Consider the following 23,999-nt stretch of genomic DNA (forward strand, 5'->3'; position numbering starts at 1 on the left):
CGCGATTCCCGAAGTTACCGAGATGTGCGGCCCTGGTCGCGGCTGAAGCCGCTCCTACCCGTGGGCGGGCAGCGGTTCGAGCAACGCCAACACCTCGGCGTCCAGCTTTGCCCAGTCGACCTTCCCCAGTGTTGCGAGCCCGGCGGTCGCGCGCACCAGGATGCCGCGCTGTACGTCGCTGCGCGCCAGCGCCTGCGAGTAGGGGATGCGCATGAAGCTGACCATGCTGTAGTGCGGAATGAAACGGCCCGGGTGCCGCTCCTGCAGCTGCAGCTCCAGTGCCCGCTGCAGGCGGTAGTCGCGGTCATCCACGCGGTCGCGCATCTCGATGTAGTTTTCCAGCGCCATGTGCTGGATCGCCGCCGCGTCGGGCATTCGCTGTTCGGCGAAGCCGGCATAGGCGGCGGCGATGTCGGGCGCCGAATCGAGATGGTCGGCCAGCGCCACGCAGTCCTCGAAGGCGCAGTTCATGCCTTGCCCGTGGAAGGGCACCATCGCGTGCGCGGCATCACCCAGCAGCACCGCACGCCCGTCCAGGTGCCATTGATCTAGGTACAACGTGCCCAGCAAGCCGGTGGGATTGCGCTCGTAGTCCTCTTCGAGCATCGGGATCAAGGGCACCGCATCGGCGAACTGGTCACGGAACAGCGCCAGCGCCGTCGCGCCGTCGGGCACCGTCGCGAAGCTCGGATGCGGACCTGCGTGCGGCATGAACAGGGTGACGGTGAAGGTGCGCTCGTCATTGGGCAGGGCGATGCACATGTAGTGGCCGCGCGGCCAGATGTGCAGCGCGTTGGCCTCGATGCGGAAATCGCCGTGCGGGCCCGGCGGGATCTCCAGCTCCTTGTAGCCGTGGTCGAGCCATTCGGTGCGCTCGCCCAGGTCCTGTACGCGCAGCATCTGCGCGCGCAGCGTCGAGCCGGCACCGTCGGCGCCGACAAGCGTACGGAACGGCCGGGTTTCGTCGTGTCCATCGCCCTTGACCTGCAGGGTGCCCGCATCGAAATCGACCTGCTCCAGGCGCCGGTCGAAGTGCAGTGTCGCGCCGGCGGCCTCGGCCGCTTCGATCAGCACGATGTTCAACTCCGCGCGGCTGATCGACCAGATCACCTCGCTGTCGTCGCGGCCGTAGCGCTGCAGCTCGGGCTCGCCGCCGAGCGGATGCACCATGCGCCCGCGCATCATCACCGCCTGGCGCATCACGCCCAGGTCGGCGCCGGCCTGGCGCAGCGCATGCAGGCCGCGTTCGGCCAGCGCAAGGTTGATCGAACGCCCGCCCGCGTACCCGTGCAGCCGTGGATCGCCACGGCTCTCGAACACCTCCACCTGCCAGCCACGCTGTGCAAGCAGGGTGGCCAGCAGGGTGCCGGCGAGGCCGGCGCCGATGATGGTGATCGATTGTCCAGTGCGTCTGTCCAAGGCCGTGTCCTGTCACTCGCTGAAACTGTCATTTCGATCGCAGGGAGAAATCTGCTGTCCGGCGGGCGGGCGCAGGATTTCTCCCTGCGGTCGAAATGACAAGAGTTCCCGCGCGGGCGCGGGAATGCGCGATGTCGTCATGCCGCCCGCCAGGCCTCCACTGCGCTGGCAAACCGCAGCAGGTCCGCGTGGGTGTTGTAGAGCGGGGTGGGTGAGATGCGGATGACGTCGGGTTCGCGCCAGTCGCCGACGATGCCCTGCTGACCGAGATGGTCGAACAGGGCGCGGCCGCGGTCGCGGCCGCCGACGACGCGCAGCGAGAGCTGGCAGCCGCGACGAGCGGGGTCGCGCGGGGTGATCACCTGCAGGGTGTCGCGCAGGCGTGCGTCGATCAGGGCTTCGAGGTAGCCGGTGAGGCGTTCGGACTTCGCGCGCAGTGCGTGCATGCCGGTCCGCGCAAACTGCTCCAGCGACGCGCGCAACGGCGCCAGGGCCAGGATCGGCGGATTGCTCAGCTGCCAGCCGTCGGCGCCGGGGGTGGGCACGAACTCCGGGCCCATGCGGAAGCGCGTGGCCTGCTCATGCCCCCACCAGCCGGCAAAGCGAGGGCGATCCGTGCGCGCATGGCGCTCGTGCACGAAGCAGCCTGCCACCGCGCCGGGACCGGCGTTCATGTACTTGTAGTGGCACCAGACGGCGAAGTCCGCGCCGCCGTCGTGCAGGGCCAGCGGCAGGTTGCCGGCGGCGTGGGCGAGGTCGAAACCGGCGATGGCACCCGCTGCATGCGCGAGACGCGCGATCGCGCCGATGTCGAATGCCTGCCCGGTGCGGTACTGCACGCCAGGCCACAGCACCAGCGCCAGGCGCGGGCCGTGCTGCACGATCGCGCGCTCGATCGCATCCATCGAGACCGTGCCATCGGACTCGTCGGCCTCGACCTCGACCAGCGACTGCGCGGGCGACAGACCATGGAACTGCAGCTGCGATTCCACCGCATAGCGGTCGGACGGGAAGCTGCCGGCCTCGACCAGGATGACAGTGCGCTCGCCGGCGGGCCGGTAGAAGCTGGCCATCATCAGGTGCAGGTTGGCCGTGAGCGAGTTCATCGCCACCACTTCGGTCGGCAGCGCGCCCACCACCGCGGCCAGCTGGTCGCGCACCAGGGCGTGGTAGGTCATCCACTGCGTCTGCCCGGTGAAGTGCCCTTCGACCGCTTCGGTCGCCCACTTGTCGAGCACCTCCTGGACGTGCGCGCGCGCGGCGCGCGGCTGCAGGCCCAGCGAGTTGCCGCAGAAGTAGGCCTGCTGGCCGTCGCCATGGCGCAGCAGCAGGAATTCGCCGCGCAGGCTGGGCAGGACATCGGCCGCGTCGAGGGCGCGGGCGTGCGCGTCCGAGTACAGGTCGTTCATGCCGTCATTGTAGGAGCGGCTTCAGCCGCGATGGGTTTGGATGGTCCATCCCGACCGTGGGCGGCCCCGGTATGACTACGACCGCGGTCGCGGCTGAAGCCGCTCCTACAGGAAGCGGGAGGCGGGCAGGCCAAGCCATTCCAGGGCGGTGCCGTGGTAGATGCGGGCGCGGTCGGGCTCGCCAAGGCCGAGCTGTTCGATGCCTGCGCCGGGCTCCTGCTCGCCCAGCGGGAAAGGGTAGTCGGTGCCGAGCATCACCCGCTCCACCCCGCAGGTGTCGAGCAGGTAGCGCAGCGCGCGCGGATCGGCCACCCAGGAATCGAAGTACAGCCGCTGCAGGTAGTCGCGCGGATTGTGCGGGTTGTCGGTGGCGACCAGGTCGGGCCGCATGTTGAAGCCGTGCTCGATGCGGCCGATGGTGTAGGGGAAGCTGCCGCCGCCGTGGGCCATGCAGATCTTCAGCTTCGGCAGCCGCTCCAGCACGCCGCCGAACACCAGGCAGCAGGCTGCGCGCGATTGCTCGGCCGGCATGCCGACCAGCCAGGGCAGCCAGTATTTGGGCATGGTCTCGGTGCCCATCATGTCCCAGGGATGCACGAGGATCGCTGCACCAAGGTCCGCGGCCGCTTCGAAGAACGGGAACAGCTCCGGCGCATCCAGGTTCCAGTGCGTGCCGTCCGGACCGGTGACGTGCGAGCCGATCTGCACGCCCTGCAGGCCCAGCTGGTCCATGCAGCGCTCCAGCTCCTGCACCGCCAGCCGCGGCGACTGCAGCGGCACGGTGCCCAGGCCCGCGTAGTGGCGCGGATGGTCGCGGCAAGTCGCGGCCATGTGGTCGTTGAGCGCCTGGTGCAGCTCCAGCGCGTGCTGCGGCCGCGCCCAGTGGCTGAACATCACCGGCACGGTGCTGATCACCTGCACCTGCACGCCGAAGCGCGCGAAGTCGTCGATGCGCTCCTGCGGGTCCCAGGTGCGCGACCAGATCTCGCGGAAGAAGCGGCCGTCCTTGTAGATGCGGTGGCGCCCGTCCTCGGTGTGGTGGATCACCGGGAAGCGCGCTTCGCCATACCTGCGCGCCAGGTCGGGCCAGTCGCGCGGCAGGCAGTGGGCGTGGATGTCGATCCTGAGCATCGCCCGATTGTAGGCACAGCCGCCGCGATGGGCGCGCCGCACTGCGGCACGGCCGCGCGGCTGCCCGAAGTCGAAGCGGGCGCGTGGGCCTCAGGTGATGTCGGCCTGCGAGTCGGCCTGCATCTCGTAGCGGGTGGGGCGCGGGTTGAGGTGGCCGCAGGCGCTGCAGGTGCGCAGCTCATCGCTGCGGTAGAAGGTCTCGAACACGCGGAAGAAATCCTGTTCGATGTCGGCGAGGTGGAAGAACTCCTCGTAAACCTTTTCATTGCACTGCTGGCAGAACCAGATCAGACCATCGTCTTCGTGCGGCAGACGCCTGCGCTCGATCACCAGGCCGACCGAGCCTTCGGCGCGCTGCGGCGAATGCGGCACGCGTGGCGGCAGCAGGAAGGTCTCGCCGGCGCGGATCGGGATATCGCGCACGCGGCCGTCCTCCTGGATGCGCAGCACCATCTCGCCCTCGAGCTGATGGAACCATTCTGGACCTTCCTCCCAGTGGTAATCGGTGCGCGCGTTCGGGCCACCGACCACCATCACGATGAACTCGCCGTCGTAGATGCACTTGTTGCCGACCGGTGGCTTGAGCAGGTGGCGGTTGTCGTCGACCCACTTCTGGAAGTTGATGGGGGCGGGGATCATGGCGTGCTCCTTGGCGAGGCGGCGTCAGCCACCGCCGCGATGCACTTGAGCTCGATCGCGATCGGCGTGGGCAGGGCGTCGATGCCCAGCGTGGTGCGGCAGGGCGCGCTGGCCGGGTCGGGGAAATGCTCGGCCCAGACGGCGTTGCAGGCCGCGAAATCGCCGGCCATGTCGGTGAGGTAGACGGTCACGTCGACCAGGTCTTCCCAGCGCGCGCCGCTGGCTTGCAGCACCGTGCGCACGTTGGCGAACACCGCGCCTGCCTGCGCGACGATGTCGTGGGCGACCAGCCGGCCATCGGCGTCGTACACGTTGCCCGGCACCGAGTCGGTGGCGGGATCACGCGGGCCGATGCCGGACAGGAACAGCAGCCCGCCGACGCGGCGCGCATGCGGATAGCGGCCGACCGGCGCCGGCGCCGCGTCCGCGCGGATGCCGGCGCCGCCCATCAGCGATCCACCCGGTCGACGCGGATCCGCGCCAGCGCCGGCGCGTACTGCTCGGGCAGCGCCTGCTCGCTGTCCACGTCGAGCCCCAGGTCGTGCACGCGGCCGTCGCGCAGGGTGTAGACCCAGCCATACACGTGGACCTTCTGCCCGCGCGCCCAGGCGTCGCGCACGATCGTGGTCTCGCAGACGTTCGCCACCTGCTCCAGCACGTTCAGCTCGCACAGGCGGTCGAGGCGCAGGCCGTGGTCGCTGATCGCCGCAAGCAGTTCGTCGTGCCGGTTGGCCACATCCTTGACGTGCCGGATCCAGTTGTCGGCCAGTCCCACGCGCATCCCGTCGAGCGCGGCCAGCACGCCGCCGCAGCCGTAGTGACCCACCACCAGGATGTGCTCGACCTCGAGCACGTCGACCGCGAACTGGATCACCGACAGGCAGTTGAGGTCGGTGTGCACCACCACGTTGGCGATGTTGCGATGGACGAACACCTCGCCCGGGGCCATGTCGACGATCTGGTTGGCCGGCACGCGTGAATCCGAGCAGCCGATCCACAGGAACTTGGGCGTCTGGATCTTGGACAGGCGCTCGAAGAAGCTGGGGTCCTCCGCTTCGATGCGCGAGGCCCAGGCTTCGTTCTTGGTCAGCAGTTCGTCGAGTCGGCTCATCGCGGGTCCGGTGGCGGTGTGTGGCCCATTATCGCAAAGCGATGCCGATGTTCCGCGGTTCGGTGAAAAAGCGCATGGCTTCGAGCCCGCCTTCGCGGCCCAGCCCGGATTGGCCGCTGCCGCCGAAGGGCGTGCGCAGGTCGCGCTGCATCCAGCTGTTGATCCAGACCACGCCCACGCGCAGGGCCGCGGCGAGGCGGTGGGCGCGGTCGAGGTCGCGGGTCCACAGCGAGGCGGACAGGCCGTACTCCACCGCATTGGCCAGGCGCAGCGCCTCGTCCTCGTCGTCGAAGGACTGCAGGGTGACGAGCGGGCCGAAGATCTCCTCCCGGTTGCTGGCGGTGTCCGGCCCCAGGCGGTCCATCACGGTCGGCTCGATGAACCAGCCCGGACGGTCGAGCGCGTGGCCGCCGCAGAGCACGCGGCCGCCTTCTTCCCTTGCCATCGCGATCGCGGCCGTGACCTTGTCGAAATGCGCCTGCGAGACCAGCGGGCCGAGCTGCGTGTCCGGGTCGACCGGATCACCGATGCGCAGCGTGCGTACGCGCTCAACGAAGGCGTCGGTGAACTGGCGCTCGATGCTGCGCTCGACCAGGATGCGCGAGCCGCACAGGCAGATCTGTCCGCTGTTCTGGAAAGCCGAGCGCACCAGGGTATCGAGGTGCTGCTGCCAGTCGCTGTCGGCGAAGACCAGGGTGGCGTTCTTGCCGCCCAGCTCCAGCGAGAGCTTCTTGAGCTGTGGCGCGGCCAGCGTGGCGATGCGTCGGCCGACTGCGGTGCTGCCGGTGAACGACACTGCACGCACGTCCCGGTGCATGACGATGGCTTCGCCGACCTCGGGGCCGCGGCCATGGACGATGTTCAGCACGCCGGCGGGCAGGCCAATCTCCGCCGCAAGCTCGCCCAGCATGGTCGCGGTGACCGGCGTGAGCTCGGACGGCTTGGCCACCACCGTGTTGCCTGCGGCCAGCGCGGGCGCGATCTTCCAGGTCAACAGGTACAGCGGCAGGTTCCACGGGGAGATGGTGCCGACCACGCCCAGCGGCAGGCGCAGGGTGTAGTTGAGCCCGGCCTGGCCGTGGTGCGATTCGCTGGCGAACTGGGTGGCCGCATGCGCGAAAAAGCGCAGGTTGGCGACGGCGCGCGGGATCTCGATCCCGCGAGCCAGGCCGATCGGCTTGCCGGCGTCGCGAGATTCGGCCTGGGCGAACAGCTCGGCCCGCGCTTCCAGCGCGTCGGCCAGCTTTTCCAGCCAGCGCGCGCGGACGTCGTTGGGCAGGGCAGCCCAGCCCGGCGCAGCAGCGGTCGCGGCAGCGACGGCATCATCGACGTCGCGCGTGTCACCGGCCGCAACCGAGGCGAACGGCCGGCCGGACGCGGGATCGGCCACCTCCAGCCATTGCCCGGAGGCCGGCTCGCGCAGCGCCCCGCCGATCAGGTGCAGGCAGCGTTTCATCGCGCCAGCTTACTCCGTGGCCTCACATCCGGCGCCCGCCGCGCCTCAGCGCTGGCACTCCGCACAGGCATACATCCGCCGTCCCGCCAGCATGCTGCGCACGATCGCCGCGCCACAGCGCGTACAGGGCTCGCCCTCGCGGTCGAAGACGTGGAAGCGGAACCCGTCCGCCGTATCGGTCAGGTAGTCCTCGCGCATGCCGCGTGCCGGCGCGATGCCGCGGGTGCGGTAGCTGCGGCGCGGGACCTCCAGCAGGGCAGCCGCAAGCCGGCTGCGCTCGTCCGTCGACAGATCCGCGGGTCTCCGCCCGGGCGCGATGCCGGCTTCGAACAGCACTTCGGCGCGCAGGTAGTTGCCCATCCCGGCCAGGAAATCCTGGTCGAGCAGCAGCCCCTCCAGCCGCCGTCGGGCAAAGCGGGGATCCTGCAGGCGCGTCGCCACGGTGTCCGCATCCAGGCCTGGATCGAGCACGTCGGGGCCGAGCTTCGACAGGAACGGGTGCCGCGCCAGCTCGGCATCGCGCCACATGGAGATGTCGGAGGCGGAGTAGAGCAGGATCGCCTTGTCGGACGTCTCCAGTGCAACGCGCAGCGAGCGTGTCGTGTCCGGCCGCAGGCCTGCATCGCAGACCTTCCACACGCCGTAGAGCTGGTTGTGGCTGTAGAGCGTCCAGCCATGGTCGAAGCGCGTCAGCAGCGCCTTGCCGTGCGGCTCGATGGCGAGGATGCGTCGCCCGGCCAGGGACTGCGCGTGGCGCTTGAGCGCCGGGAACGCGAACCAGGCCGACACCAGCGCCCTGCCGACCACGGCTTCTGCGAGGCGGTCTGCGGCACGGCGGATTTCGGGACCTTCGGGCATGGGGGCGTGAGTGGTGATTCGAGGGCCAGCGCCACTCCGACTCAGATCGACTGCATCCGCCCGCCGTCCACCGCCAGGCTGACCCCGGTGACATAGGCCGCGGCCGGCGAGCACAGGAAGGCGATCACGCCGCCGGTTTCCTCCGGCCGGGCCATGCGGCCGACCGGCACGCTGGCAAGCATGGCTGCCAGCACGTCCTCGCGCGACTTGCCGCTCGCTTCACTGCGGTCGCGCACGATCTGGTCGATGCGCGCGGTGTCGGTATAGCCGGGCAGCACGTTGTTGACGGTGATGCCGTGCGGCGCCAGTTCGCGCGACAGCGTCTTGGCCCAGCCCGCGACCGCGCCGCGGACCGTGTTCGACACCCCAAGCCCGGCGATGGGCTCGTAGACCGAGGTCGACACCACGTTGACGATGCGACCCCAGCCTGTCGCGCGCATCCCGGGCACCAGCGTCTGCACCAGCGCCTGGTTGGCCAGCAGGTGGCGGCTGAAGGCGTCCACGAACGCGGACTCGGCGGCGTCCAGCGCCGCTCCGCCCGGCGGGCCGCCGGTATTGTTGACTAGGATGTTCACCGGCGCGGCATCCGCCAGTCCGGCGACCGCGGCACGCAGCGCATCGCGCTGCGTCACGTCGCCAACCAGCACGCGATGTCGCTGGGCTGCGCTGCGGGGCAGGGCGTCGACCACAGCCTGCAGCGCGTGGGCACGGCGTGCCAGTACGGTGACGTCGGCGCCCAGCAACGCCAGCTCATGCGCCGCGGCACGACCGATGCCTTCGGATGCGCCGCAGACCAGGGCGTGGCGGCCGGAGAGGTCCAGGTCCATTGGTGCTGCTCCTTCAGTCGATATGGTGACGCATCAGCGCGGCCACGGCGCGGCTCCCGGGCGCATCCGCGCTGGCGAGCGCGTCGGCCACCGCCACCCGGTTTTCGACGGGATGGTTCTGGTTGAGCTTGAACTTCAGCTCGATGCGCGTGGGCTCGAAGCGGAAGCCGACGATGCCGCGCAGCTGGCGCCGGTGGTCTTCGCGATCGTGTTCGAAACGCCAGGACTGCCCGATCGAGGATTCGAAGCGCTCGCTCAGGCGCGCGACGAGGTCGGCAAGCCCGTCCTCGTCCTCGAACACCTGTAGCGCGCCCGAGAGATGCGCAACCGCGTAGTTCCAGGTCGGCACGCGCGCGGCCGGCTCCTTGTCCGGGTACCAGCCCGGCGACACGTAGGCGTGCGGACCGTGCACGATCAGCAGCGCGGCGCCACCGTGGCGCGCCTGCGGGTTCGGCCTGGCCCAGTGCCCTTCAACCAGCACGCGTTCGCCGTCGCGGCGGTACAGCACCGGCAGGTGGCTGGCGAATGGCGCGCCATCGACGTCGACGGTAACCAGGGTGACGAAGGAATCAGCCGCCAGCAGCGCATCGAGCTGCGCCAGGTCGGTCTCGGCAAAGGCGCGCGGCGTGTACATGGCGCGATGTTAGGGCATCGGGCGTTGCACGCGGTGGCGCAGCGGGAGCAGCGATCGCCGCGCTGGCGACTCCCGGTTGTTGCATCCACCGTCGTCCGCGCAAAGGGGAGCCCGGCAGTGCGGGCCTCAGGCCCGCGCGCCGAGCAGCTGCACCATGCGCGCACGCAGCGAAGCCTCGTCCCCGCCGGCGGGCGGCGCCAGTTCGGACAGCGAAAAACCGCGTTCGAGCGCGTCTTCCTCATCCAGGCCCTCAAAGGAGACGAAGGCAGCATCCATCAGCATCGCTCGCGCCGTGTCCTCGCTGTCGTAGACCAGGGTGTTGCCGTCGCTGTCGAACACCTCGGCGGTGCCGGCCTCGCGCACCCGCAGCCGCGCCCAGATCAGGGTGCGTCCGAGCGTGGCGAGCCACCAGCCCTCGCTCACGTGCTGCAGCGGCGCGCTCATCGAAGCACCGCCGACCACAGCCACAGCAGCCCTGACATGGCCACCGCGCCCATGATCACGAATGCGGCCACCCGCGCCGGCGTCGCGAGCCCGGTGAACTGTGTGTCGGGCACCGAGCGATAGCGTCCGGCCAGCAGCCAGGCCAGCGCCGAGGGTGAGAGGAACGCGCTTTCGCCCAGCGAGGCGCGCACCTCCGGATGGCGGTCGCGCAGGTGGACCAGGGACAGCGGCCAGAAGATCACGAACGCGGTGATCCCGCCGATGGCGATGCCGACGAAGCACAGGGCGAGGAAGAGGATCATCGGTCGACCGCTCAGTATTCCGCGTGGCCGGGCGCGCGCGGATACGGAATGGCGTCGCGGATGTTGGACAGCCCGCACACGTACACGATCAGGCGCTCGAAGCCCAGGCCGAAGCCGGCGTGCGGCACGCTGCCGTAGCGGCGGAAATCGCGGTACCAGGCGTAATGCTCGCGGTCCAGGCCGAACTGGTCCATGCGCGCGTCGAGCACGTCCAGGCGCTCTTCGCGCTGGCTGCCGCCGATGATTTCACCGATGCCCGGCGCCAGCACGTCCATCGCCGCGACGGTCTTGCCGTCGTCGTTCAGGCGCATGTAGAAGGCCTTGATGTGCTCGGGATAGTTGGTCACCACCACCGGCCGGCCAACGTGCTGCTCGGTCAGCCAGCGCTCGTGCTCGGTCTGCAGGTCCAGGCCCCATTCCACCGGGAAATCGAACTTGTGGCCGGACTTCTGCAGCAGCGCCACCGCATCGCTGTACTCGATGCGCTCGAACGGCGCGTTGATGAACGACTCCAGCCGCGTGATCGCATCCTTCTGCACGCGCTCGGCGATGAAGGCCATGTCGTCGCCGCGCTCGTCGAGCACCGCGCGGAACAGGTACTTCAGGAACTCCTCGGCCACGCGCGCGTCCTCGGCCAGGTCGGCGAAGGCGATCTCCGGCTCGATCATCCAGAACTCGGCCAGGTGGCGGGTGGTGTTGGAGTTCTCGGCGCGGAAGGTCGGCCCGAAGGTGTAGACCTTGCTCAAGGCCAGCGCGAAGGCCTCGACGTTGAGCTGGCCGGACACCGACAGGAACACTTCCTTGCCGAAGAAATCGCGCGAGAAATCCACCGCGCCGCGCTCGTCGCGCGGCAGGTTGGCCATGTCCAGCGTGGAGACCCGGAACATCTGTCCCGCGCCTTCGGCGTCGGAGGTGGTGACGATCGGCGTGTTGATCCAGTAATAGCCGTTCTGGTGGAAATAGCGGTGCGCGGCCTGCGCCAGGCAGTGGCGGATGCGGGAGACCGCGCCAAACAGGTTGGTGCGCGGGCGCAGGTGCGCGACCTCGCGCAGGAACTCCAGCGAGTGCGCCTTGGGCTGGATCGGATAGGTTTCCGGATCCTCGACCCAGCCCACGACCTCGATCGATTCGGCCTGGATCTCGAAGCTCTGGCCCTGGCCCTGCGACGGCACCAGGGTGCCGGTGGCGATCACCGCGCAGCCGGCGGTCAGCCGTTTGACCTCGGATTCGTAGTTGGCCAGCGCGGCCGGCGCAACCACCTGGATCGGCGCGAAGCAGGAGCCGTCGCTGACGTTGACGAAGCTCAGCCCGGCCTTGGAATCGCGCCGGGTGCGCACCCAGCCGCGGACCGTGACTTCGCCGCCCGCGGGAATCCTGCCCGCAAGCGCGTGTTCGACGCTGGAAACCGTCATGCCTTCGATCCTGGGGAGAGGGGCCGATATCGGAACGCACAGTTTAGCGCGGCACCGGCCGTCGAAAGGCCTTCTTCAGCCACCCCGCGCTAGAATCACGTCATGGCCATCCAGCTCACCTCCGCCGCGCTCGACCGCGTCCGCCAGTTCCTCGCCGCCGATCCCGATGCACTCGGGCTGCGCTTCGGAGTGAAGAAGACCGGCTGCTCGGGCTGGGGCTACGAGGTGGAGCTGGCGCTCGACGCGCTCGAGGGCGACAGCGTCAGCGAGCAGGATGGCGTGCGCATCTACGTCGACGCCACCAGCCAGCCGATGGTCGATGGCACCACCATCGACTTCGTGCGCAAGGGCCTGAACCACGAGTTCGTGTTCGCCAATCCCAGTGCGGCGGCCGAATGCGGCTGCGGGGAAAGCTTCACCACCGACGCCGATCGCGCCGCCTGAGTCGCGGACCGGGGTGCCGGGCGCCGCCTGGCACGATCCAGCCGTCCGCCTTGCCCGCAAGCCATTGATCCTCCATAATGCCCGGCTCCCTGCGGCCTGCGCTGCGGGGAGCCCTTGCTCCACCGCGTCCGGATCCGGTCGCCGGGGAGCTTTCCGGGCCGCCCCTGGGGCGCCCGACACCCGAAAGGACAACCCATGCGTCATTACGAAATCGTGTTCCTGGTCCATCCGGACCAGAGTGAGCAGGTGCCGGCGATGATCGAGCGTTACAAGACGCTGATCGAGAACGGCGAAGGCAAGATCCACCGCCTGGAAGACTGGGGCCGCCGCCAGCTGGCCTATTCGGTCAACAACCTGGTCAAGGCCCACTACGTGCTGCTCAACATCGAAGTCGGCCAGGAAGTGCTGACCGAGCTCGTCGAGGGCTTCCGCTTCAACGACGCCATCCTGCGCCACCTGGTGATGCGCCGCGACGAAGCCGACACCGAGCAGTCGCTGATCATGAAGAACAAGGACGAGAAGCCGGAACGTCCCGACCGCCCCGAGCGTTCGGATCGTCGCCGCCGCGATGACGACGAGACCCCGTCCACCGACGGCGAAGGCAGCAAGGCCGAAACGGCCGAGCCGACCGAACCGACCGAACCGACCGAAGCCGCCTGAGGAGCACACCCATGTCCAAGTTCTTCCGCCGCCGCAAGTTCTGCAAGTTCACCGCCGAGGGTGTCAAGGAGATCGACTACAAGGATCTCAACACCCTGCGCCAGAACCTCACCGAGAACGGCAAGATCGTGCCGAGCCGCATCACCGGCACCAAGTCGCGCTACCAGCGCCAGTTGGCGCTTGCGGTCAAGCGTGCGCGCTTCCTCGCGCTGATCCCGTACACCGACAACCACAACGTGTAAGAACCCGGCCTCCCGCACGGGAGGCGTCTGCTTTCCTCCCCCTCGGGGGAGAGGGCAGGGCGGGGAGGGTGTTCCGGCCGGCCGTGGCGGATCGCTTCGTCCCCCCGGTTCGAGACCGATCCGTCCGATTCGGACAGCAAGCGTTGCGGCAATCTCCAGCCGCTAACGAATACGGAGCAATGAAATGCAACTGATCCTCCTGCAGCGCGTGATCAACCTCGGCGACCTCGGTGACAAGGTCGACGTCAAGCCGGGCTACGGCCGCAACTACCTGGTTCCGCAGGGCAAGGCCGTGCCGGCAACGGCCGCCAACCTCGCCGATTTCGAGACCAAGCGCGCCGACTACGAAGCCAAGGCCAAGGGCATCGCCGACGAGGCCCAGGTCCGCCTGGCCAAGCTCGAAGGCGCCAGCGTGACCATCTACGCCAACGCCTCGGCCGAGGGCAAGCTGTACGGCTCGGTGGGTCCGCGCGACATCGCCGAGGCGCTGACCAAGGCCGTGACCGAAGTGGGCAAGTCGGAAGTGGTGCTGGGCGAAGGCCCGCTGCGCAACACCGGCGAGTTCGACGTGGTGATCCACCTGCACGCCGATGCCGAGACCACCGTCAAGGTGATCATCGAGCCCGAAGCGGCCTGATCGCCGCATCCCCGGGCTGGATATGGACAGGCGCCGCAAGGCGCCTGTCCTGTTTTCGGGGCAGGGTCCAGGTGGCGGGCCGGGCCGGATCCACTTGATCCGGCTGCAGGTCCCGCCTGCGCCGACCGGCGGGTGCAGCCACAACGGCAACCGGACCAGCGGTGCACCAGGACCGCCCCGATCGCAGGCGCCGAGACGTCCCCGGCGCATAACCGGCTTATCCACAGCTTGTTCCATCGCGTACCCACAGCCGCGCCCGCTACGATGACGGTCCGGGATCCATCCACCACGACTGCATCCCCGGTCCGTCGCCTGGAGTGACTCCCCTGATGTCCGCAAGACCCGGCTTCCGCCAGGACCAACGCCCCGAACCCCGCGTCGAGCAACTGCGCGTACCGCCGCAGTCGGTCGACGCCGAACAGGCCGTGCTCGGCGGCCTGATGCTGGCGCCGGACGCCTACGACCGCATCGCCGACCTGCTCAACGACAAGGATTTCTATCGTCGCGACCACCAGCTGATCTACCGCGCCATCCGCGAGCTGGCCGAGAAGGACAAGCCCTTCGACGCGGTGACCCTGGGCGAGTGGTTCGAATCCAATGGCCTGTCCGAACAGGTCGCCGGTGGCGCGTATCTCGTCGAGCTGGCCAGTACCACGCCGTCGGCGGCCAACATCAAGGCCTACGCCGAGATCGTGCGCGACAAGGCGGTGCTGCGCCAGCTGATCGAGATCGGCACGGACATCGTCAACGACGGCTTCCAGCCCGAAGGCCGCGACAGCGCCGAGATCCTGGCCAAGGCCGAGCAGCAGGTGTTCGCGATTGCCGAGGCGGGCTCGCGCGGGCGCCAGGACTTCGTGCCGATCAACAGGGCCATGGCCGAGGCCTTCGACGTGCTGCAGACGCGGCATGCCAACGGCGGCGGTCTCACCGGCCTGCCGACCGGCTATACCGAATTCGACCAGATGACCGCCGGCCTGCAGCCGACCGACCTGATCATCCTCGCCGCGCGCCCGGCCATGGGCAAGACCACCTTTGCGCTCAACATCGCCGAATACGCCGCGATCAAGACCAAGAAGGCGGTGGCGGTGTTCTCGATGGAAATGTCGGCCAGCCAGCTCGCGCTGCGGCTGATCTCGTCCAACGGCCGCATCAACGCCACGCGCCTGCGCACCGGCCAGCTTGAGGACGAGGACTGGAGCCGCGTGACCAGCGCGATCCGGATGATCAAGGAAACCAAGATCTTCATCGACGACACGCCCAGCCTGTCGCCGGACGTGCTCCGCGCCAAGGCGCGCCGGCTCAAGCGCGAGCACGACCTGGGCTTGATCGTGATCGACTACCTGCAGCTGATGGCGGTGCCGGGCAACAGCGAGAACCGCGCCACCGAGATCTCCGAGATCTCGCGCTCGCTCAAGGGCCTGGCCAAGGAGCTCAACGTGCCGGTGATGGCGCTCTCCCAGCTCAACCGCTCGCTGGAGACGCGCACCGACAAGCGCCCGGTGATGGCCGACCTGCGCGAATCGGGCGCCATCGAGCAGGACGCCGACATCATCGTGTTCATCTATCGCGACGAGTACTACAACAAGGAAAACTCGCCCGACAAGGGCCTGGCCGAGATCATCATCGGCAAGCAGCGCAGCGGCCCGACCGGCTCGTTCAAGCTGAAGTTCTTCGGCGAATACACGCGCTTCGACAACCTCGCGCACGATTCGGTCGGCAGCTTCGAGTAGCGCCCCGCTCCCGGGCGGCGCGCACTAGAATCGCAAATCGTCGGCCGCCGCCGGTACGCCAGCCCGGGATCGATCCGTTTGAGCGCAGCTTGCATCCAGCGGCCAAGCCGCATCCTGGTCGATCTCGACGCCATCGCGGGCAACCTGCGTGCGATCGCCGGCCACGTGCGCGTACCGGTGATGCCGATCGTCAAGGCCAACGCCTATGGCCACGGACTGGTGGCGGTGGCGCGCCACCTGCAGGCGCAGGGGGCCGGCAGCTTCGGCGTCGCCTTTCTGGAGGAGGGCATCGCCTTGCGCGAGGCCGGGATCGATGTGCCGATCCTGGTGATGGGCGGCATCTTTGGCCCTCAGGTCGCGCAGTTCCTCGCCCACGACCTGCAGCTCACCGTGTCTTCACTGTCCAAGCTGCGACAGGTCGAAGCGGCCGCCGAGGCATTCGGCCGCAGGGCGCGCGTGCACTTGAAGATCGACACGGGCATGGAACGCATCGGCGTGCACAGCTGGTCGGCCGGGCCTTTCATCGAGGCCGCGGTGCGTTCGCGCTGGTGCGAGGTGGCCGGTGTGTACTCGCACCTGGCCTGCGCCGATGATCCGGCATCGGCGATGACCGCGCTGCAGCTCGAGCGGCTGCTGGAGGCCTGTGCCCATTTCGACCGCCTCGGCGTGCCGATGCCGATCCGGCACCTGGCCAACTCCGGCGGCGTGCTGCATTTCCCCGACACCTGGCTGGACATGGTGCGGCCGGGGATCCTGCTCTACGGCGTGCTGCCCGATCCTGCCTCGACGCGGTCGGTGCCGGTGCGCCCCGCGCTGTCGCTGGTCTCGCAGGTGGTGTATTTCAAGGTGGTCCGCGCCGGCAGTCCGATCGGATACGGTGCGACCTGGACCGCTGCGCACGACACGCGCGTGGTGACGGTGCCGATCGGCTACGGCGACGGCTGGCCGCGTGCGCTGTCCTCCTGCGGGCAGGTGCTGATCGGTGGCCGGCGCCATCCCGTGGCGGGGCGCGTGTGCATGGACCAGTTCATGGTCGACATCGGCGGCCACAGCGCCTTCAACGAGGATCCGGTGGTGCTGGTCGGGGCGCAGGGCGGGGCGGCGATCACGGTCGAGGAAGTCGCACGCAGCGCCGCTACGATCCCCTACGAGATCCTGGTCCAGCTCAACGATCGCATTCCGCGCGAGTATCGCGGCGGCGCCGGCGACGCGGGCTGAGGCGCGGCCGGGCCGCAATACAGGAGACACATCGATGGCCAATGCGCTGGTGTGGTTCCGCAATGACCTGCGGCTGGACGACCAGCCGGCGCTGCGCGCCGCGCTCGATGCCGACCAAGTGCCGGTGTGCGTCTATATCCATGCGCCGGACGAGGAGGGCGCGTGGCGGCCGGGCGCGGCCTCGGACGCCTGGCGCCAGCGCTCGCTGGCCGCGCTCGATGCGAGCCTGCGCGCGCGCGGCTCGCGCCTGCGCATCTTCAGCGGCCCGAGCCTGGAGCTGCTGGGCACGATCGCCGCGGCCTGCGACGCCGAGGCGGTGTACTGGACACGCCGCTACGAGCCGGCGATCGAGCGCCGCGACGCAGCCATCAAGCGCGCACTGCGCGGGCAGGGCCTGCACGCGGAGAGCTTCAACGGTTCGCTGCTGTTGGAGCCCTGGACGCTGGCCACGAAGCAGGGCGGGCCGTACCGCGTGTTCACGCCCTTCTGGCGCACTGCGCTGGCCGCCTGGCGGGCGCCTGCGCCCTGGTCGGCCCCGCAATCGCTGCCGGACCTGGACGGTGATCCGGACGGAATCCGGCTCGAGGTCCTGAAGCTGGCGCCGCCGCGCGGCTGGGATGCGCAGTTCTGGGAACACTGGACGCCAGGCGAGGCGGGTGCGCGCGAAGCGCTGGAAGTGTTCGCCGACGGCGCGCTGCGCGGCTATGGCCAGCAGCGCGAGCGCCCGGACCGGGTGGGCACGTCGCGCCTGTCGCCGCACCTGCATTTCGGCGAGATCGCGCCGTGGCGGGTGGTGGCCGCACTGGAGGCGCAGCGGACCGCTGCCACCGGCGCCGACATCGATGCCTTCGTCCGCCAGCTGGGCTGGCGCGAATTCGCGCACCACCTGCTGCACCACTTCCCGGAAAGCCCCGAGCGCAACTTCAACAGCAGCTTCGATGCCTTCGCATGGGCCCGGCCGGACCGGTGCCTGCTGGATGCCTGGCGCAACGGCCGCACCGGCGTGCCGATCGTGGATGCCGGCATGCGCGAGCTCTGGCACACCGGCTGGATGCATAACCGCCTGCGCATGATCGTGGGCAGCTGGTTGTGCAAGCACATGCGCCAGCACTGGCGCGAGGGCGCGCGCTGGTTCCACCAGACCCTGGTCGATGCCGACCTGGCCAACAACAGCATGGGATGGCAATGGGTGGCCGGCACAGGGGCGGACGCGGCGCCGTATTTCCGCGTATTCAATCCGGTCACGCAGGCGACCAGGTTCGACCCTGACGGTCGTTACGTGGCCCGCTGGCTGCCCGAACTCGCGGCGCTGCCGCTGCCGCTGCGGCACGCACCCTGGCTGGATCCGGCCGCGGCCAGGCGGCTGGCGCCGGACTATCCCGCCCGCCCGGTGGTCGATCTTGCGGCCGGGCGCGAGCAGGCGCTGGCTGCTTACCGGGCAATGCGTGGCACCGTGTCCAGCTGATGTTGCGAAACCAGCCGCATGCAGGCGAGGGCTCCGTCGCATTCCCCTGATGCGGTTCGGGCCGCTTCCTGAACGGAGCTGCCCCCTGGGGCTCCAGGTCGCGCATCCCCGTCACCCGCCGTTGGCAGTTGCCGTGGTTTGCTGGCGCCCCATTCATCTACGCGGGACACCCCGCAGGAGACCGCCCCCATGCGTCACAAGACCGCGTTCGCCGTCTCAGCCGTTCTTGCCAGTTCGATGCTTGTCGGCTGCGCTACCTATACCGGCCAGACCAGTGCCCCTGACGACCCCAACCGCACCCGAAACAATGCATTGATCGGCGCCGGCATCGGGGCGGTCGCCGGCCTGCTCAGCGGTGGCGACGCCACCGAGCGTCGCCAGCGCGCGATGGTCGGCGTCGGCGTAGGTGGCCTGGCCGGTGGCGCCGTTGGCGCCTACCAGGACCGCCAGGAAGCCGAGCTGCGTCGCCAGACCGCCGGCACCGGCATCCAGGTCGACCGCGAGGGCGACACCATCAAGCTCAACCTGCCCGATGGCGTGACCTTCGACTTCAACCGCACCGAGCTCAAGCAGCAGTTCTATCCGGCGCTCAACAACGTGGCGAGCACGCTGCGCGAGTACAACCAGACCATCGTCGAGGTCAGCGGCCATACCGACAACATCGGTGGCGAGGCGGTGAACCAGCGCATCTCCGAGCAGCGCGCCCAGAACGTGGCCACCTACCTGATCGGCCAGGGCCTGCAGCGCGAGCGCTTCGAGGTTGCCGGCTTCGGCTACCGCTTCCCGGTGGCCGACAACAGCACCGAGCAGGGCCGTGGCCTCAACCGCCGCGTCGAGATCCGGATCGTGCCGCTGCAGGGCTGATCACGCGACCAACGTAGACCGGAACGGGGCCGCCTGGTGCGGCCCCGTTTTGCTGTCCGGGACCGGTAGATCGCCCCAATCGGCTGGCGGATCGCGGAGAGGTGACCGTCCTGGCATCCGTACAACGAAAAAGACCGCCATCCTTGGCGGTCTGAATCCCTGATTTCTCAGGTTTATATGGTGGAGGTGGCGGGAATTGAACCCGCGTCCGAAGGCACTCCATCCCCAGTACTACATGCTTAGCCCACCGTTGGATCTCATCCCGGAACAGCACGGTGTGCGAAGCGCATCCCGGGACCAGCCTGTGAGTTCAACCGGGGCAGACAGGCGGCCACCTCGGCTGGATTCCCGTAATAATGACCCTACATCCACGAGTACGGGAACAAGTGGGTTCGGGGCTTACGCCTTAAGCGGCGAGAGCGTAGTTGTCGTCGTTGGCAACTAGAGTTTGCCGCTGGATTAACGAGGAAAGCTGCCCCCTCGGCATGCACCAAGTGATTTCGCGACCCCCGTCGAAGCCAGTGCACCCCCGGGAGCGTCGATCACGCTGACCCGACCAGTATAGGCGCGGCGCGGGGCCGTGCAAGGCGCGGGAGCGCCGCCGCCGCCGGGCGTTCAGGCTTGCCGGTATGCTGTGCCCATGTCGCAGGCCATGCCGGGTTCCGCCGGGTCGACCGGTCGCAGCCGCCCGCGGCTGCGGCGCGGCTACGTGCTTGCGGTGCTCACCCTGATCGGTTCGCTGGTGCTCGTCTGGCACTACGCACGCGAGGCCGGCGCGCGCGAGCAGGCGGCACTGCAGACCCGCTTCGTGGCCGACAGCAATGAGATCGCGATGCAGCTCCGCCAGCGCCTGCTGCACTACGAGCTGGCGCTGCGCGGCGGCGTGTCGCTGTACTGGTCGGTGGCGCGACCCACCGAGCGGCAGTGGCGAGACTACGTCGGCGGGCTCGATATCGCGCACCAGTTCAAGGGCATGATGGGCCTGGGCTACGTGCCCTATCTGCGCCGCAGCGACCTGGAAGCACTGCAGCTGGCGATGCGCGACGAGGGCAGGGGGCTGTTCCAAATTCGCCCTCACGGTGCGCGCGAGATCTATGGCCCGATCCTGCTGCTCGAACCGCAGACCGTGCCCAACCGTGCTGCGGTCGGCTTCGACATGTTTTCCGAGGCCAATCGGCATCACGTGATGGCCGCCGCCCGCGACACCGGCGAGGTCCGGCTGAGCGCGCCGCTGCCGCTGGTCCAGGACGGCGACGAGCGTCGCGACGGCTTGCTGATGTTCGCGCCGGTGTACGCCAACGGCATCCAGCCGGCCAACACCCTGGCGCGGCGCACCGCCATCTCGGGCTGGGTCTACGCGCCGTTCAATGCACGGTCGTTCATCGACAGCGTGCTGGAGCCGTACCGCGGCGGCCAGGTCTTCCGCATCGTCGACCTGGGCGAGGATGTCGGCGGCGCGCGCGTGCTTCACCAGGATGCCGGATACGACGAGCAGGCTCGAACCGGGCCCTTGCACCACAGCGATGCCTTCGAGGTCTATGGGCGGCGCTGGCGCATCGATTTCCAGTCGCGTCCGCCTGCCGCCGGCGCCGGCCACGGCCTGTCGGACGGCCAGACGCTGCTGGCGGGCGGGCTGGTGCTGTCGTTGCTGTTGTTCGCCGTGGTGCTGGCGCTTGCACATACCCAGTCGCGCGCCGAGCGCCTGGCCGAGGTGATGAGCGAGTCGTACCGGCGCAGCGAGCAGCGCTTCCGCAACGCCATGCTGTATTCGGGCAGCGGCATCGCGCTGCTCGATGGCGAGGGCCGCATCGTCGAGGCCAACCCGGCGCTGGCCAGGATCCTGGGCGCTTCCCCGGGCAGCTTGGCGGGGACGCGGTTTTCCGCACAGTTCCTCGAGACGGAAGTCGATGCGGCGCTGGCCGGAAGCGCGCTCACGCCGGCGACCCTGCAGCTGCGCCGCAGCGATGGCGACATCCGCCTGGTGCAGGTGGTGCTGTCGCAGGTGCCGGGCGATGTCGGCAGCGACGTGGCGGCGCTGGCGCAGGTCGACGATGCCACCGACCGGCTGCGCGCCGAGCGCGCGGTGCGGCTGCTCAACCGCACGTTGGAAGCGCGCGTCGAGCAGCGCACGCACGAGCTGACCCTGGCCAACCGGGAGCTGGAGTCGTTCGCCTACAGCGTCTCGCACGACCTGCGCGCGCCCCTGCGCACGGTCGAAGGTTTCAGCCGCCTGCTCGGCGAGCGCTTTTCCGCCGTGCTGGGGCCGGACGGCCTCGACCACCTCGTGCGGGTGCGCAACGCGGCCAACCGCATGGATGCGCTGATCGATGCGCTGCTGAAGATGTCGCGGATCACCCGCGACCCGCTGCGTCATGCCGAGCTCGACCTGAGCCGCGTCGCGGCCGAGGTGGTGACCGAGTTGCGGCAGGGGGAGCCGTCGCGGGAGGTGGAGGTGGTGATCGAGCCAGGCCTGACCGCGGGCGGTGATCCGGCCCTGTTGCGCAACCTGCTGCAGAACCTGCTGGGCAACGCCTGGAAGTTCACCGGCGGTCGCTCGCCGGGGCGCATCGAGTTTGGCCGCGATACGGAAGCGGAGCCGGTGGCCAGCATGGTCGCCTTCCTGGTGCGCGACAACGGGGCGGGGTTCGAGCCGGCCTATGCGTCCAAGTTGTTCCGCCCATTCCAGCGCCTGCACGGCGCCGACGAGTACGAAGGCCACGGCATCGGGCTGGCCACGGTCAAGCGCATCGTCGAGCGGCACGGCGGCAGCATCCGCGCCGAGGGTCGTGCGGGTGAGGGCGCCACGTTCCGGTTCGTGCTGCCGGCCCAGGCGGCGGAACGCGAGGAAGCTGCGGACTGAGGACTGGCAGGCACGCGATCTCAGTCGCGTGGCCTGCGCCGGTCACTACTTGTTGTGGGCGCGCATCACGCGCTGGCGGTCGCGGTCCCAGTCGCGCTCCTTCGACGCCTGCCGCTTGTCGTGGCTCTGCTTGCCCTTGGCGAGCGCGATCTCGAGCTTGACCTTGTTGCCCTTCCAGTACATCGCGGTGGGGACGAGGGTGTAGCCGTCGCGCTGCACGCGGCCGATCAGGTTGTCGATCTCGCGCCGGTGCAGCAGCAGCTTGCGGCTGCGCTTGGCTTCGGCGATGACATGGGTCGACGCCTGGATCAGCGGCGTGATCTGCGCGCCGTACAGGAACAGCTCTCCATCGCGGACCATCGCATAGCTTTCGCCGATGTTGGCGCGGCCGGCGCGGATCGCCTTGAGCTCCCATCCCTGCAGCGCCATGCCCGCCTCGAAGCGCTCGTCGAGCTGGTAGTCGTGGCGTGCGCGCCTGTTCAGCGCGATGGTCCGGTCGCCGTTTGCCTTATCCTTGCCGCTGTTCTTGCCCATTCCGCCATTGTCCCCGAAGCAGGTCAGCCGCGCGAGCCATGCCCACGATCCAACGCAGCGCCCTGGTGGAACATTCCGCGAGCCGGATGTTTGCGCTGGTCAACGACATCGCCGCCTATCCCCGCCGCTTCGGCTGGTGCGAGGACGCCCAGGTGCTCGAAGCGGGCGAGGCGCGGGTGCTGGCCAGGCTGGAGCTGGGCATCGGCGGGTTCGGGACCTGGTTCACCACCGAGAACACGCTTGCGCCGCCGCACCATATCGAGATGGAGCTGCGCGACGGCCCCTTCAAGCGGCTGCACGGGCGCTGGCAGTTCCATGCCCTGGACGAGAGCGCCTGCAAGGTGTCGCTGTCGCTCGATTTCGAGCCAAAGAGCAGCCTGATGCTGCCGGTGCTGTCGCTGGGACTGCGCGGGCTGGCTGACCGCATGGTCGACGACTTCGTGCGCGTGGCGGACGCGGAAGCCTGAGGCGGTGCGGGTGCAACTGATCCGCGCCTGGCCCGAGCGCTTCGAGAGCGAGGAGCTGGAGCTGGGCGAGGGCGCGACCGTGGCCGATGCGCTGGCCCTCACGCGGCTGCCGCGCGATGGCGTGGCGGGTTTCGCGGTCCACGGCGAACGAGTGGAGCAGGACGCGCCGCTGCACGAGGGCGACCGTCTCGAACTGCTGGGCCCGCTGCTGGCCGACCCCAAGGACAGTCGTCGCCGCCGGGCCCGGGTGCAGGCCGACCGCGCTGGCCGGCGCTGAGCCGCGGCGAGCGGACTTTCTAGCGGCGTCCCTGCTTGCCCTTTTCCTTGGGCAGGTTGCCGAAACGGCGCATGCGCTCGGACAATTCCTTGTCCTGCTCGGCGAAGTATTCGCCATCCCACTTCTGCAGCGCATCGTTCTCGAACCACAGCGTGAGGGTCTTCACCTCGGTATGGCCGCGGCGGTTGATGCGTTGCGTGGCGGCGTAATCCCAGCGCTGGTGGTGGAACGGATCGGTGATCGACGGCGAGCCGAGCAGGGACACCACCTGCTGCTTGTCCATGCCGACCTGGAGCTGTTCGACGGCGGACTGTTCGATCAGGTTGCCCTGGTAGATCGGCTGCTTGTAGAGGATGCCGCAGCCGGCCGTGGCGATGGCGACCAGGGCGGCGAACAGAAGGCGGGACATGGGCATAGAACGGGGCCTGCGGAACCGGGGCTGCAATTGTCCCGATGATACACTCCGAAGGCCACCGCGACCGGGCTTCCAGTCAGCTGGGCGCCAGATCGGATGTGATTGGAGTACCCATGGAATCGATGGACCTGCGCAAGGCCGGGCTGAAGGTGACGCATCCGCGCATGCGCATCCTGCAACTGCTCGAACAGAAGAACCCGCGCCAGCACATGACGGCGGAAGACATCTATCGCCAACTGCTCGACCAGGGCGACGAGATCGGCCTGGCCACGGTGTACCGGGTGCTGACCCAGTTCGAGGCCGCGGGCCTGGTGAGCAAGCACAATTTCGAGGGCGGCCACGCCCTGTATGAGCTCGACCGCGGCGACCACCACTACCACATGGTCGACATGGGCAGCGGCCAGATCACCGAATTCGAGAGTCCGGAAATCGTCGCCCTGATCAACCGGATCGCGGGCGAGCACGGCTATATCCTCGACGAGCACTCGCTGGTTCTGTACGTGCGCAAGCAACGCTGAACACGGCAGCGCCCTCGGCAGCGCCC

Annotated in this window: 27 protein-coding genes and 1 other RNA gene; 12 read left to right on the forward strand and 16 right to left on the reverse strand. The window is 68.9% G+C overall.

The window, feature by feature from the left end:
• Positions 1-54: 54 nt before the first annotated feature.
• The 13 genes from ACW5DW_RS06555 to asnS form a co-directional block, all read right to left on the reverse strand.
• Positions 55-1,419, reverse strand: coding sequence for an FAD-dependent oxidoreductase (locus ACW5DW_RS06555; protein ID WP_457017954.1), 1,365 nt, complete (start codon positions 1,417-1,419; stop codon positions 55-57).
• Between the two features lie 137 nt (positions 1,420-1,556).
• The gene (kynU, locus tag ACW5DW_RS06560) at positions 1,557-2,828 is read right to left on the reverse strand and encodes a kynureninase (protein WP_457017955.1); all 1,272 of its coding nucleotides are present in this window, start codon (positions 2,826-2,828) and stop codon (positions 1,557-1,559) included.
• 105 nt (positions 2,829-2,933) lie between these two features.
• Positions 2,934-3,959, reverse strand: a complete 1,026-nt coding sequence (locus ACW5DW_RS06565; RefSeq protein ID WP_457017956.1) for an amidohydrolase family protein — start codon at positions 3,957-3,959, stop codon at positions 2,934-2,936.
• A gap of 90 nt (positions 3,960-4,049) precedes the next feature.
• Complete coding sequence (locus ACW5DW_RS06570) at positions 4,050-4,598, reverse strand: 3-hydroxyanthranilate 3,4-dioxygenase (protein WP_457017957.1); 549 nt, start codon at positions 4,596-4,598, stop codon at positions 4,050-4,052.
• Positions 4,595-5,047 (reverse strand): RidA family protein, encoded by a 453-nt coding sequence (locus ACW5DW_RS06575; protein WP_457017958.1) that lies wholly within the window; start codon positions 5,045-5,047, stop codon positions 4,595-4,597. The genes ACW5DW_RS06570 and ACW5DW_RS06575 overlap by 4 nt, the downstream gene beginning before the upstream one ends.
• Positions 5,047-5,709, reverse strand: a complete 663-nt coding sequence (gene can / locus ACW5DW_RS06580) for a carbonate dehydratase (RefSeq protein WP_457017959.1) — start codon at positions 5,707-5,709, stop codon at positions 5,047-5,049. The genes ACW5DW_RS06575 and can overlap by 1 nt, the downstream gene beginning before the upstream one ends.
• Positions 5,710-5,737: 28 nt before the next feature.
• Complete coding sequence (locus tag ACW5DW_RS06585; RefSeq protein ID WP_457017960.1) at positions 5,738-7,165, reverse strand: aldehyde dehydrogenase; 1,428 nt, start codon at positions 7,163-7,165, stop codon at positions 5,738-5,740.
• A 45-nt stretch (positions 7,166-7,210) separates the two neighbouring features.
• A complete protein-coding gene (gene nei / locus ACW5DW_RS06590; RefSeq protein WP_457017961.1) occupies positions 7,211-8,023 on the reverse strand; it encodes an endonuclease VIII in 813 nt (270 codons plus the stop codon).
• Positions 8,024-8,064: 41 nt separating this feature from the next.
• Positions 8,065-8,850: an SDR family oxidoreductase gene (locus ACW5DW_RS06595; protein ID WP_457017962.1), complete on the reverse strand. Its 786-nt coding sequence runs from the start codon at positions 8,848-8,850 to the stop codon at positions 8,065-8,067.
• A 13-nt stretch (positions 8,851-8,863) separates the two neighbouring features.
• Positions 8,864-9,484: an FMN-binding negative transcriptional regulator gene (locus ACW5DW_RS06600; protein ID WP_457017963.1), complete on the reverse strand. Its 621-nt coding sequence runs from the start codon at positions 9,482-9,484 to the stop codon at positions 8,864-8,866.
• Positions 9,485-9,610: 126 nt separating this feature from the next.
• The gene (locus ACW5DW_RS06605) at positions 9,611-9,928 is read right to left on the reverse strand and encodes a hypothetical protein (protein WP_457017964.1); all 318 of its coding nucleotides are present in this window, start codon (positions 9,926-9,928) and stop codon (positions 9,611-9,613) included.
• A complete protein-coding gene (locus ACW5DW_RS06610; RefSeq protein ID WP_457017965.1) occupies positions 9,925-10,230 on the reverse strand; it encodes a hypothetical protein in 306 nt (101 codons plus the stop codon). The genes ACW5DW_RS06605 and ACW5DW_RS06610 overlap by 4 nt, the downstream gene beginning before the upstream one ends.
• Before the next feature lie 11 nt (positions 10,231-10,241).
• Positions 10,242-11,642, reverse strand: a complete 1,401-nt coding sequence (gene asnS / locus ACW5DW_RS06615) for an asparagine--tRNA ligase (protein ID WP_457017966.1) — start codon at positions 11,640-11,642, stop codon at positions 10,242-10,244.
• A gap of 102 nt (positions 11,643-11,744) precedes the next feature.
• On the opposite strand from asnS, the gene ACW5DW_RS06620 reads away from it, so the two are divergent.
• The 8 genes from ACW5DW_RS06620 to ACW5DW_RS06655 all read left to right on the forward strand — a co-directional run bounded on the left by ACW5DW_RS06620 (position 11,745) and on the right by ACW5DW_RS06655 (position 18,902).
• Positions 11,745-12,086 carry a HesB/IscA family protein gene (locus ACW5DW_RS06620; RefSeq protein ID WP_457017967.1) on the forward strand — a complete coding sequence of 114 codons (342 nt, stop codon included), beginning with the start codon at positions 11,745-11,747 and terminating at the stop codon, positions 12,084-12,086.
• Between the two features lie 195 nt (positions 12,087-12,281).
• Positions 12,282-12,746, forward strand: coding sequence for a 30S ribosomal protein S6 (gene rpsF, locus ACW5DW_RS06625; RefSeq protein WP_457017968.1), 465 nt, complete (start codon positions 12,282-12,284; stop codon positions 12,744-12,746).
• Positions 12,747-12,757: 11 nt separating this feature from the next.
• Positions 12,758-12,988, forward strand: a complete 231-nt coding sequence (rpsR, locus tag ACW5DW_RS06630) for a 30S ribosomal protein S18 (RefSeq protein ID WP_146385085.1) — start codon at positions 12,758-12,760, stop codon at positions 12,986-12,988.
• Positions 12,989-13,172: 184 nt separating this feature from the next.
• A complete protein-coding gene (rplI, locus tag ACW5DW_RS06635) occupies positions 13,173-13,625 on the forward strand; it encodes a 50S ribosomal protein L9 (RefSeq protein ID WP_457017969.1) in 453 nt (150 codons plus the stop codon).
• A 329-nt stretch (positions 13,626-13,954) separates the two neighbouring features.
• On the forward strand, positions 13,955-15,355 hold the full coding sequence (locus ACW5DW_RS06640) for a replicative DNA helicase (RefSeq protein ID WP_457017970.1): 1,401 nt from the start codon (positions 13,955-13,957) through the stop codon (positions 15,353-15,355).
• Positions 15,356-15,433: 78 nt separating this feature from the next.
• Positions 15,434-16,573, forward strand: a complete 1,140-nt coding sequence (alr, locus tag ACW5DW_RS06645) for an alanine racemase (RefSeq protein WP_457017972.1) — start codon at positions 15,434-15,436, stop codon at positions 16,571-16,573.
• A gap of 34 nt (positions 16,574-16,607) precedes the next feature.
• Positions 16,608-18,038: a cryptochrome/photolyase family protein gene (locus ACW5DW_RS06650; protein WP_457017973.1), complete on the forward strand. Its 1,431-nt coding sequence runs from the start codon at positions 16,608-16,610 to the stop codon at positions 18,036-18,038.
• Between the two features lie 237 nt (positions 18,039-18,275).
• Positions 18,276-18,902, forward strand: a complete 627-nt coding sequence (locus ACW5DW_RS06655) for an OmpA family protein (RefSeq protein ID WP_457018425.1) — start codon at positions 18,276-18,278, stop codon at positions 18,900-18,902.
• Positions 18,903-19,080: 178 nt separating this feature from the next.
• On the opposite strand, the gene ssrA is transcribed toward ACW5DW_RS06655, so the two are convergent.
• Positions 19,081-19,433: a transfer-messenger RNA gene (gene ssrA, locus ACW5DW_RS06660) on the reverse strand.
• Positions 19,434-19,542: 109 nt separating this feature from the next.
• Here ssrA and ACW5DW_RS06665 point away from each other — a divergent pair.
• Positions 19,543-21,762, forward strand: a complete 2,220-nt coding sequence (locus ACW5DW_RS06665) for a CHASE domain-containing protein (RefSeq protein ID WP_457017974.1) — start codon at positions 19,543-19,545, stop codon at positions 21,760-21,762.
• A gap of 45 nt (positions 21,763-21,807) precedes the next feature.
• On the opposite strand, the gene smpB is transcribed toward ACW5DW_RS06665, so the two are convergent.
• Positions 21,808-22,296, reverse strand: a complete 489-nt coding sequence (smpB, locus tag ACW5DW_RS06670; protein WP_457017975.1) for an SsrA-binding protein SmpB — start codon at positions 22,294-22,296, stop codon at positions 21,808-21,810.
• 38 nt (positions 22,297-22,334) lie between these two features.
• Between smpB and ACW5DW_RS06675 the strand changes: the two genes are divergently transcribed.
• Together ACW5DW_RS06675 and ACW5DW_RS06680 are read left to right on the forward strand one after the other, a co-directional pair.
• A complete protein-coding gene (locus tag ACW5DW_RS06675; protein ID WP_457017976.1) occupies positions 22,335-22,763 on the forward strand; it encodes a type II toxin-antitoxin system RatA family toxin in 429 nt (142 codons plus the stop codon).
• A 10-nt stretch (positions 22,764-22,773) separates the two neighbouring features.
• Positions 22,774-23,040 (forward strand): RnfH family protein, encoded by a 267-nt coding sequence (locus tag ACW5DW_RS06680; RefSeq protein ID WP_457017977.1) that lies wholly within the window; start codon positions 22,774-22,776, stop codon positions 23,038-23,040.
• A gap of 19 nt (positions 23,041-23,059) precedes the next feature.
• On the opposite strand, the gene ACW5DW_RS06685 is transcribed toward ACW5DW_RS06680, so the two are convergent.
• Complete coding sequence (locus ACW5DW_RS06685; RefSeq protein ID WP_457017978.1) at positions 23,060-23,449, reverse strand: outer membrane protein assembly factor BamE; 390 nt, start codon at positions 23,447-23,449, stop codon at positions 23,060-23,062.
• A 119-nt stretch (positions 23,450-23,568) separates the two neighbouring features.
• Between ACW5DW_RS06685 and ACW5DW_RS06690 the strand changes: the two genes are divergently transcribed.
• Positions 23,569-23,973 carry a Fur family transcriptional regulator gene (locus tag ACW5DW_RS06690; protein ID WP_457017979.1) on the forward strand — a complete coding sequence of 135 codons (405 nt, stop codon included), beginning with the start codon at positions 23,569-23,571 and terminating at the stop codon, positions 23,971-23,973.
• Positions 23,974-23,999 lie beyond the last annotated feature (26 nt).

This window comes from Luteimonas sp. A482 (genome assembly GCF_054072655.1).

Coding starts and splice junctions, on each gene's coding strand:
- ACW5DW_RS06655 (WP_457018425.1), top strand. CDS start 18,276: ATGCTTGTCGGCTGCGCTACCTATACCGGCCAGACCAGTGCCCCTGAC.
- ACW5DW_RS06620 (WP_457017967.1), top strand. CDS start 11,745: ATGGCCATCCAGCTCACCTCCGCCGCGCTCGACCGCGTCCGCCAGTTC.
- nei (WP_457017961.1), bottom strand. CDS start 8,023: ATGCCCGAAGGTCCCGAAATCCGCCGTGCCGCAGACCGCCTCGCAGAA.
- ACW5DW_RS06685 (WP_457017978.1), bottom strand. CDS start 23,449: ATGTCCCGCCTTCTGTTCGCCGCCCTGGTCGCCATCGCCACGGCCGGC.
- ACW5DW_RS06600 (WP_457017963.1), bottom strand. CDS start 9,484: ATGTACACGCCGCGCGCCTTTGCCGAGACCGACCTGGCGCAGCTCGAT.
- can (WP_457017959.1), bottom strand. CDS start 5,709: ATGAGCCGACTCGACGAACTGCTGACCAAGAACGAAGCCTGGGCCTCG.
- ACW5DW_RS06595 (WP_457017962.1), bottom strand. CDS start 8,850: ATGGACCTGGACCTCTCCGGCCGCCACGCCCTGGTCTGCGGCGCATCC.
- kynU (WP_457017955.1), bottom strand. CDS start 2,828: ATGAACGACCTGTACTCGGACGCGCACGCCCGCGCCCTCGACGCGGCC.
- ACW5DW_RS06570 (WP_457017957.1), bottom strand. CDS start 4,598: ATGATCCCCGCCCCCATCAACTTCCAGAAGTGGGTCGACGACAACCGC.
- ACW5DW_RS06675 (WP_457017976.1), top strand. CDS start 22,335: ATGCCCACGATCCAACGCAGCGCCCTGGTGGAACATTCCGCGAGCCGG.
- ACW5DW_RS06690 (WP_457017979.1), top strand. CDS start 23,569: ATGGAATCGATGGACCTGCGCAAGGCCGGGCTGAAGGTGACGCATCCG.
- ACW5DW_RS06565 (WP_457017956.1), bottom strand. CDS start 3,959: ATGCTCAGGATCGACATCCACGCCCACTGCCTGCCGCGCGACTGGCCC.
- ACW5DW_RS06575 (WP_457017958.1), bottom strand. CDS start 5,047: ATGGGCGGCGCCGGCATCCGCGCGGACGCGGCGCCGGCGCCGGTCGGC.
- rpsR (WP_146385085.1), top strand. CDS start 12,758: ATGTCCAAGTTCTTCCGCCGCCGCAAGTTCTGCAAGTTCACCGCCGAG.
- asnS (WP_457017966.1), bottom strand. CDS start 11,642: ATGACGGTTTCCAGCGTCGAACACGCGCTTGCGGGCAGGATTCCCGCG.
- ACW5DW_RS06650 (WP_457017973.1), top strand. CDS start 16,608: ATGGCCAATGCGCTGGTGTGGTTCCGCAATGACCTGCGGCTGGACGAC.
- rpsF (WP_457017968.1), top strand. CDS start 12,282: ATGCGTCATTACGAAATCGTGTTCCTGGTCCATCCGGACCAGAGTGAG.
- ACW5DW_RS06665 (WP_457017974.1), top strand. CDS start 19,543: ATGTCGCAGGCCATGCCGGGTTCCGCCGGGTCGACCGGTCGCAGCCGC.
- ACW5DW_RS06610 (WP_457017965.1), bottom strand. CDS start 10,230: ATGATCCTCTTCCTCGCCCTGTGCTTCGTCGGCATCGCCATCGGCGGG.
- ACW5DW_RS06585 (WP_457017960.1), bottom strand. CDS start 7,165: ATGAAACGCTGCCTGCACCTGATCGGCGGGGCGCTGCGCGAGCCGGCC.
- ACW5DW_RS06605 (WP_457017964.1), bottom strand. CDS start 9,928: ATGAGCGCGCCGCTGCAGCACGTGAGCGAGGGCTGGTGGCTCGCCACG.
- ACW5DW_RS06640 (WP_457017970.1), top strand. CDS start 13,955: ATGTCCGCAAGACCCGGCTTCCGCCAGGACCAACGCCCCGAACCCCGC.
- smpB (WP_457017975.1), bottom strand. CDS start 22,296: ATGGGCAAGAACAGCGGCAAGGATAAGGCAAACGGCGACCGGACCATC.
- rplI (WP_457017969.1), top strand. CDS start 13,173: ATGCAACTGATCCTCCTGCAGCGCGTGATCAACCTCGGCGACCTCGGT.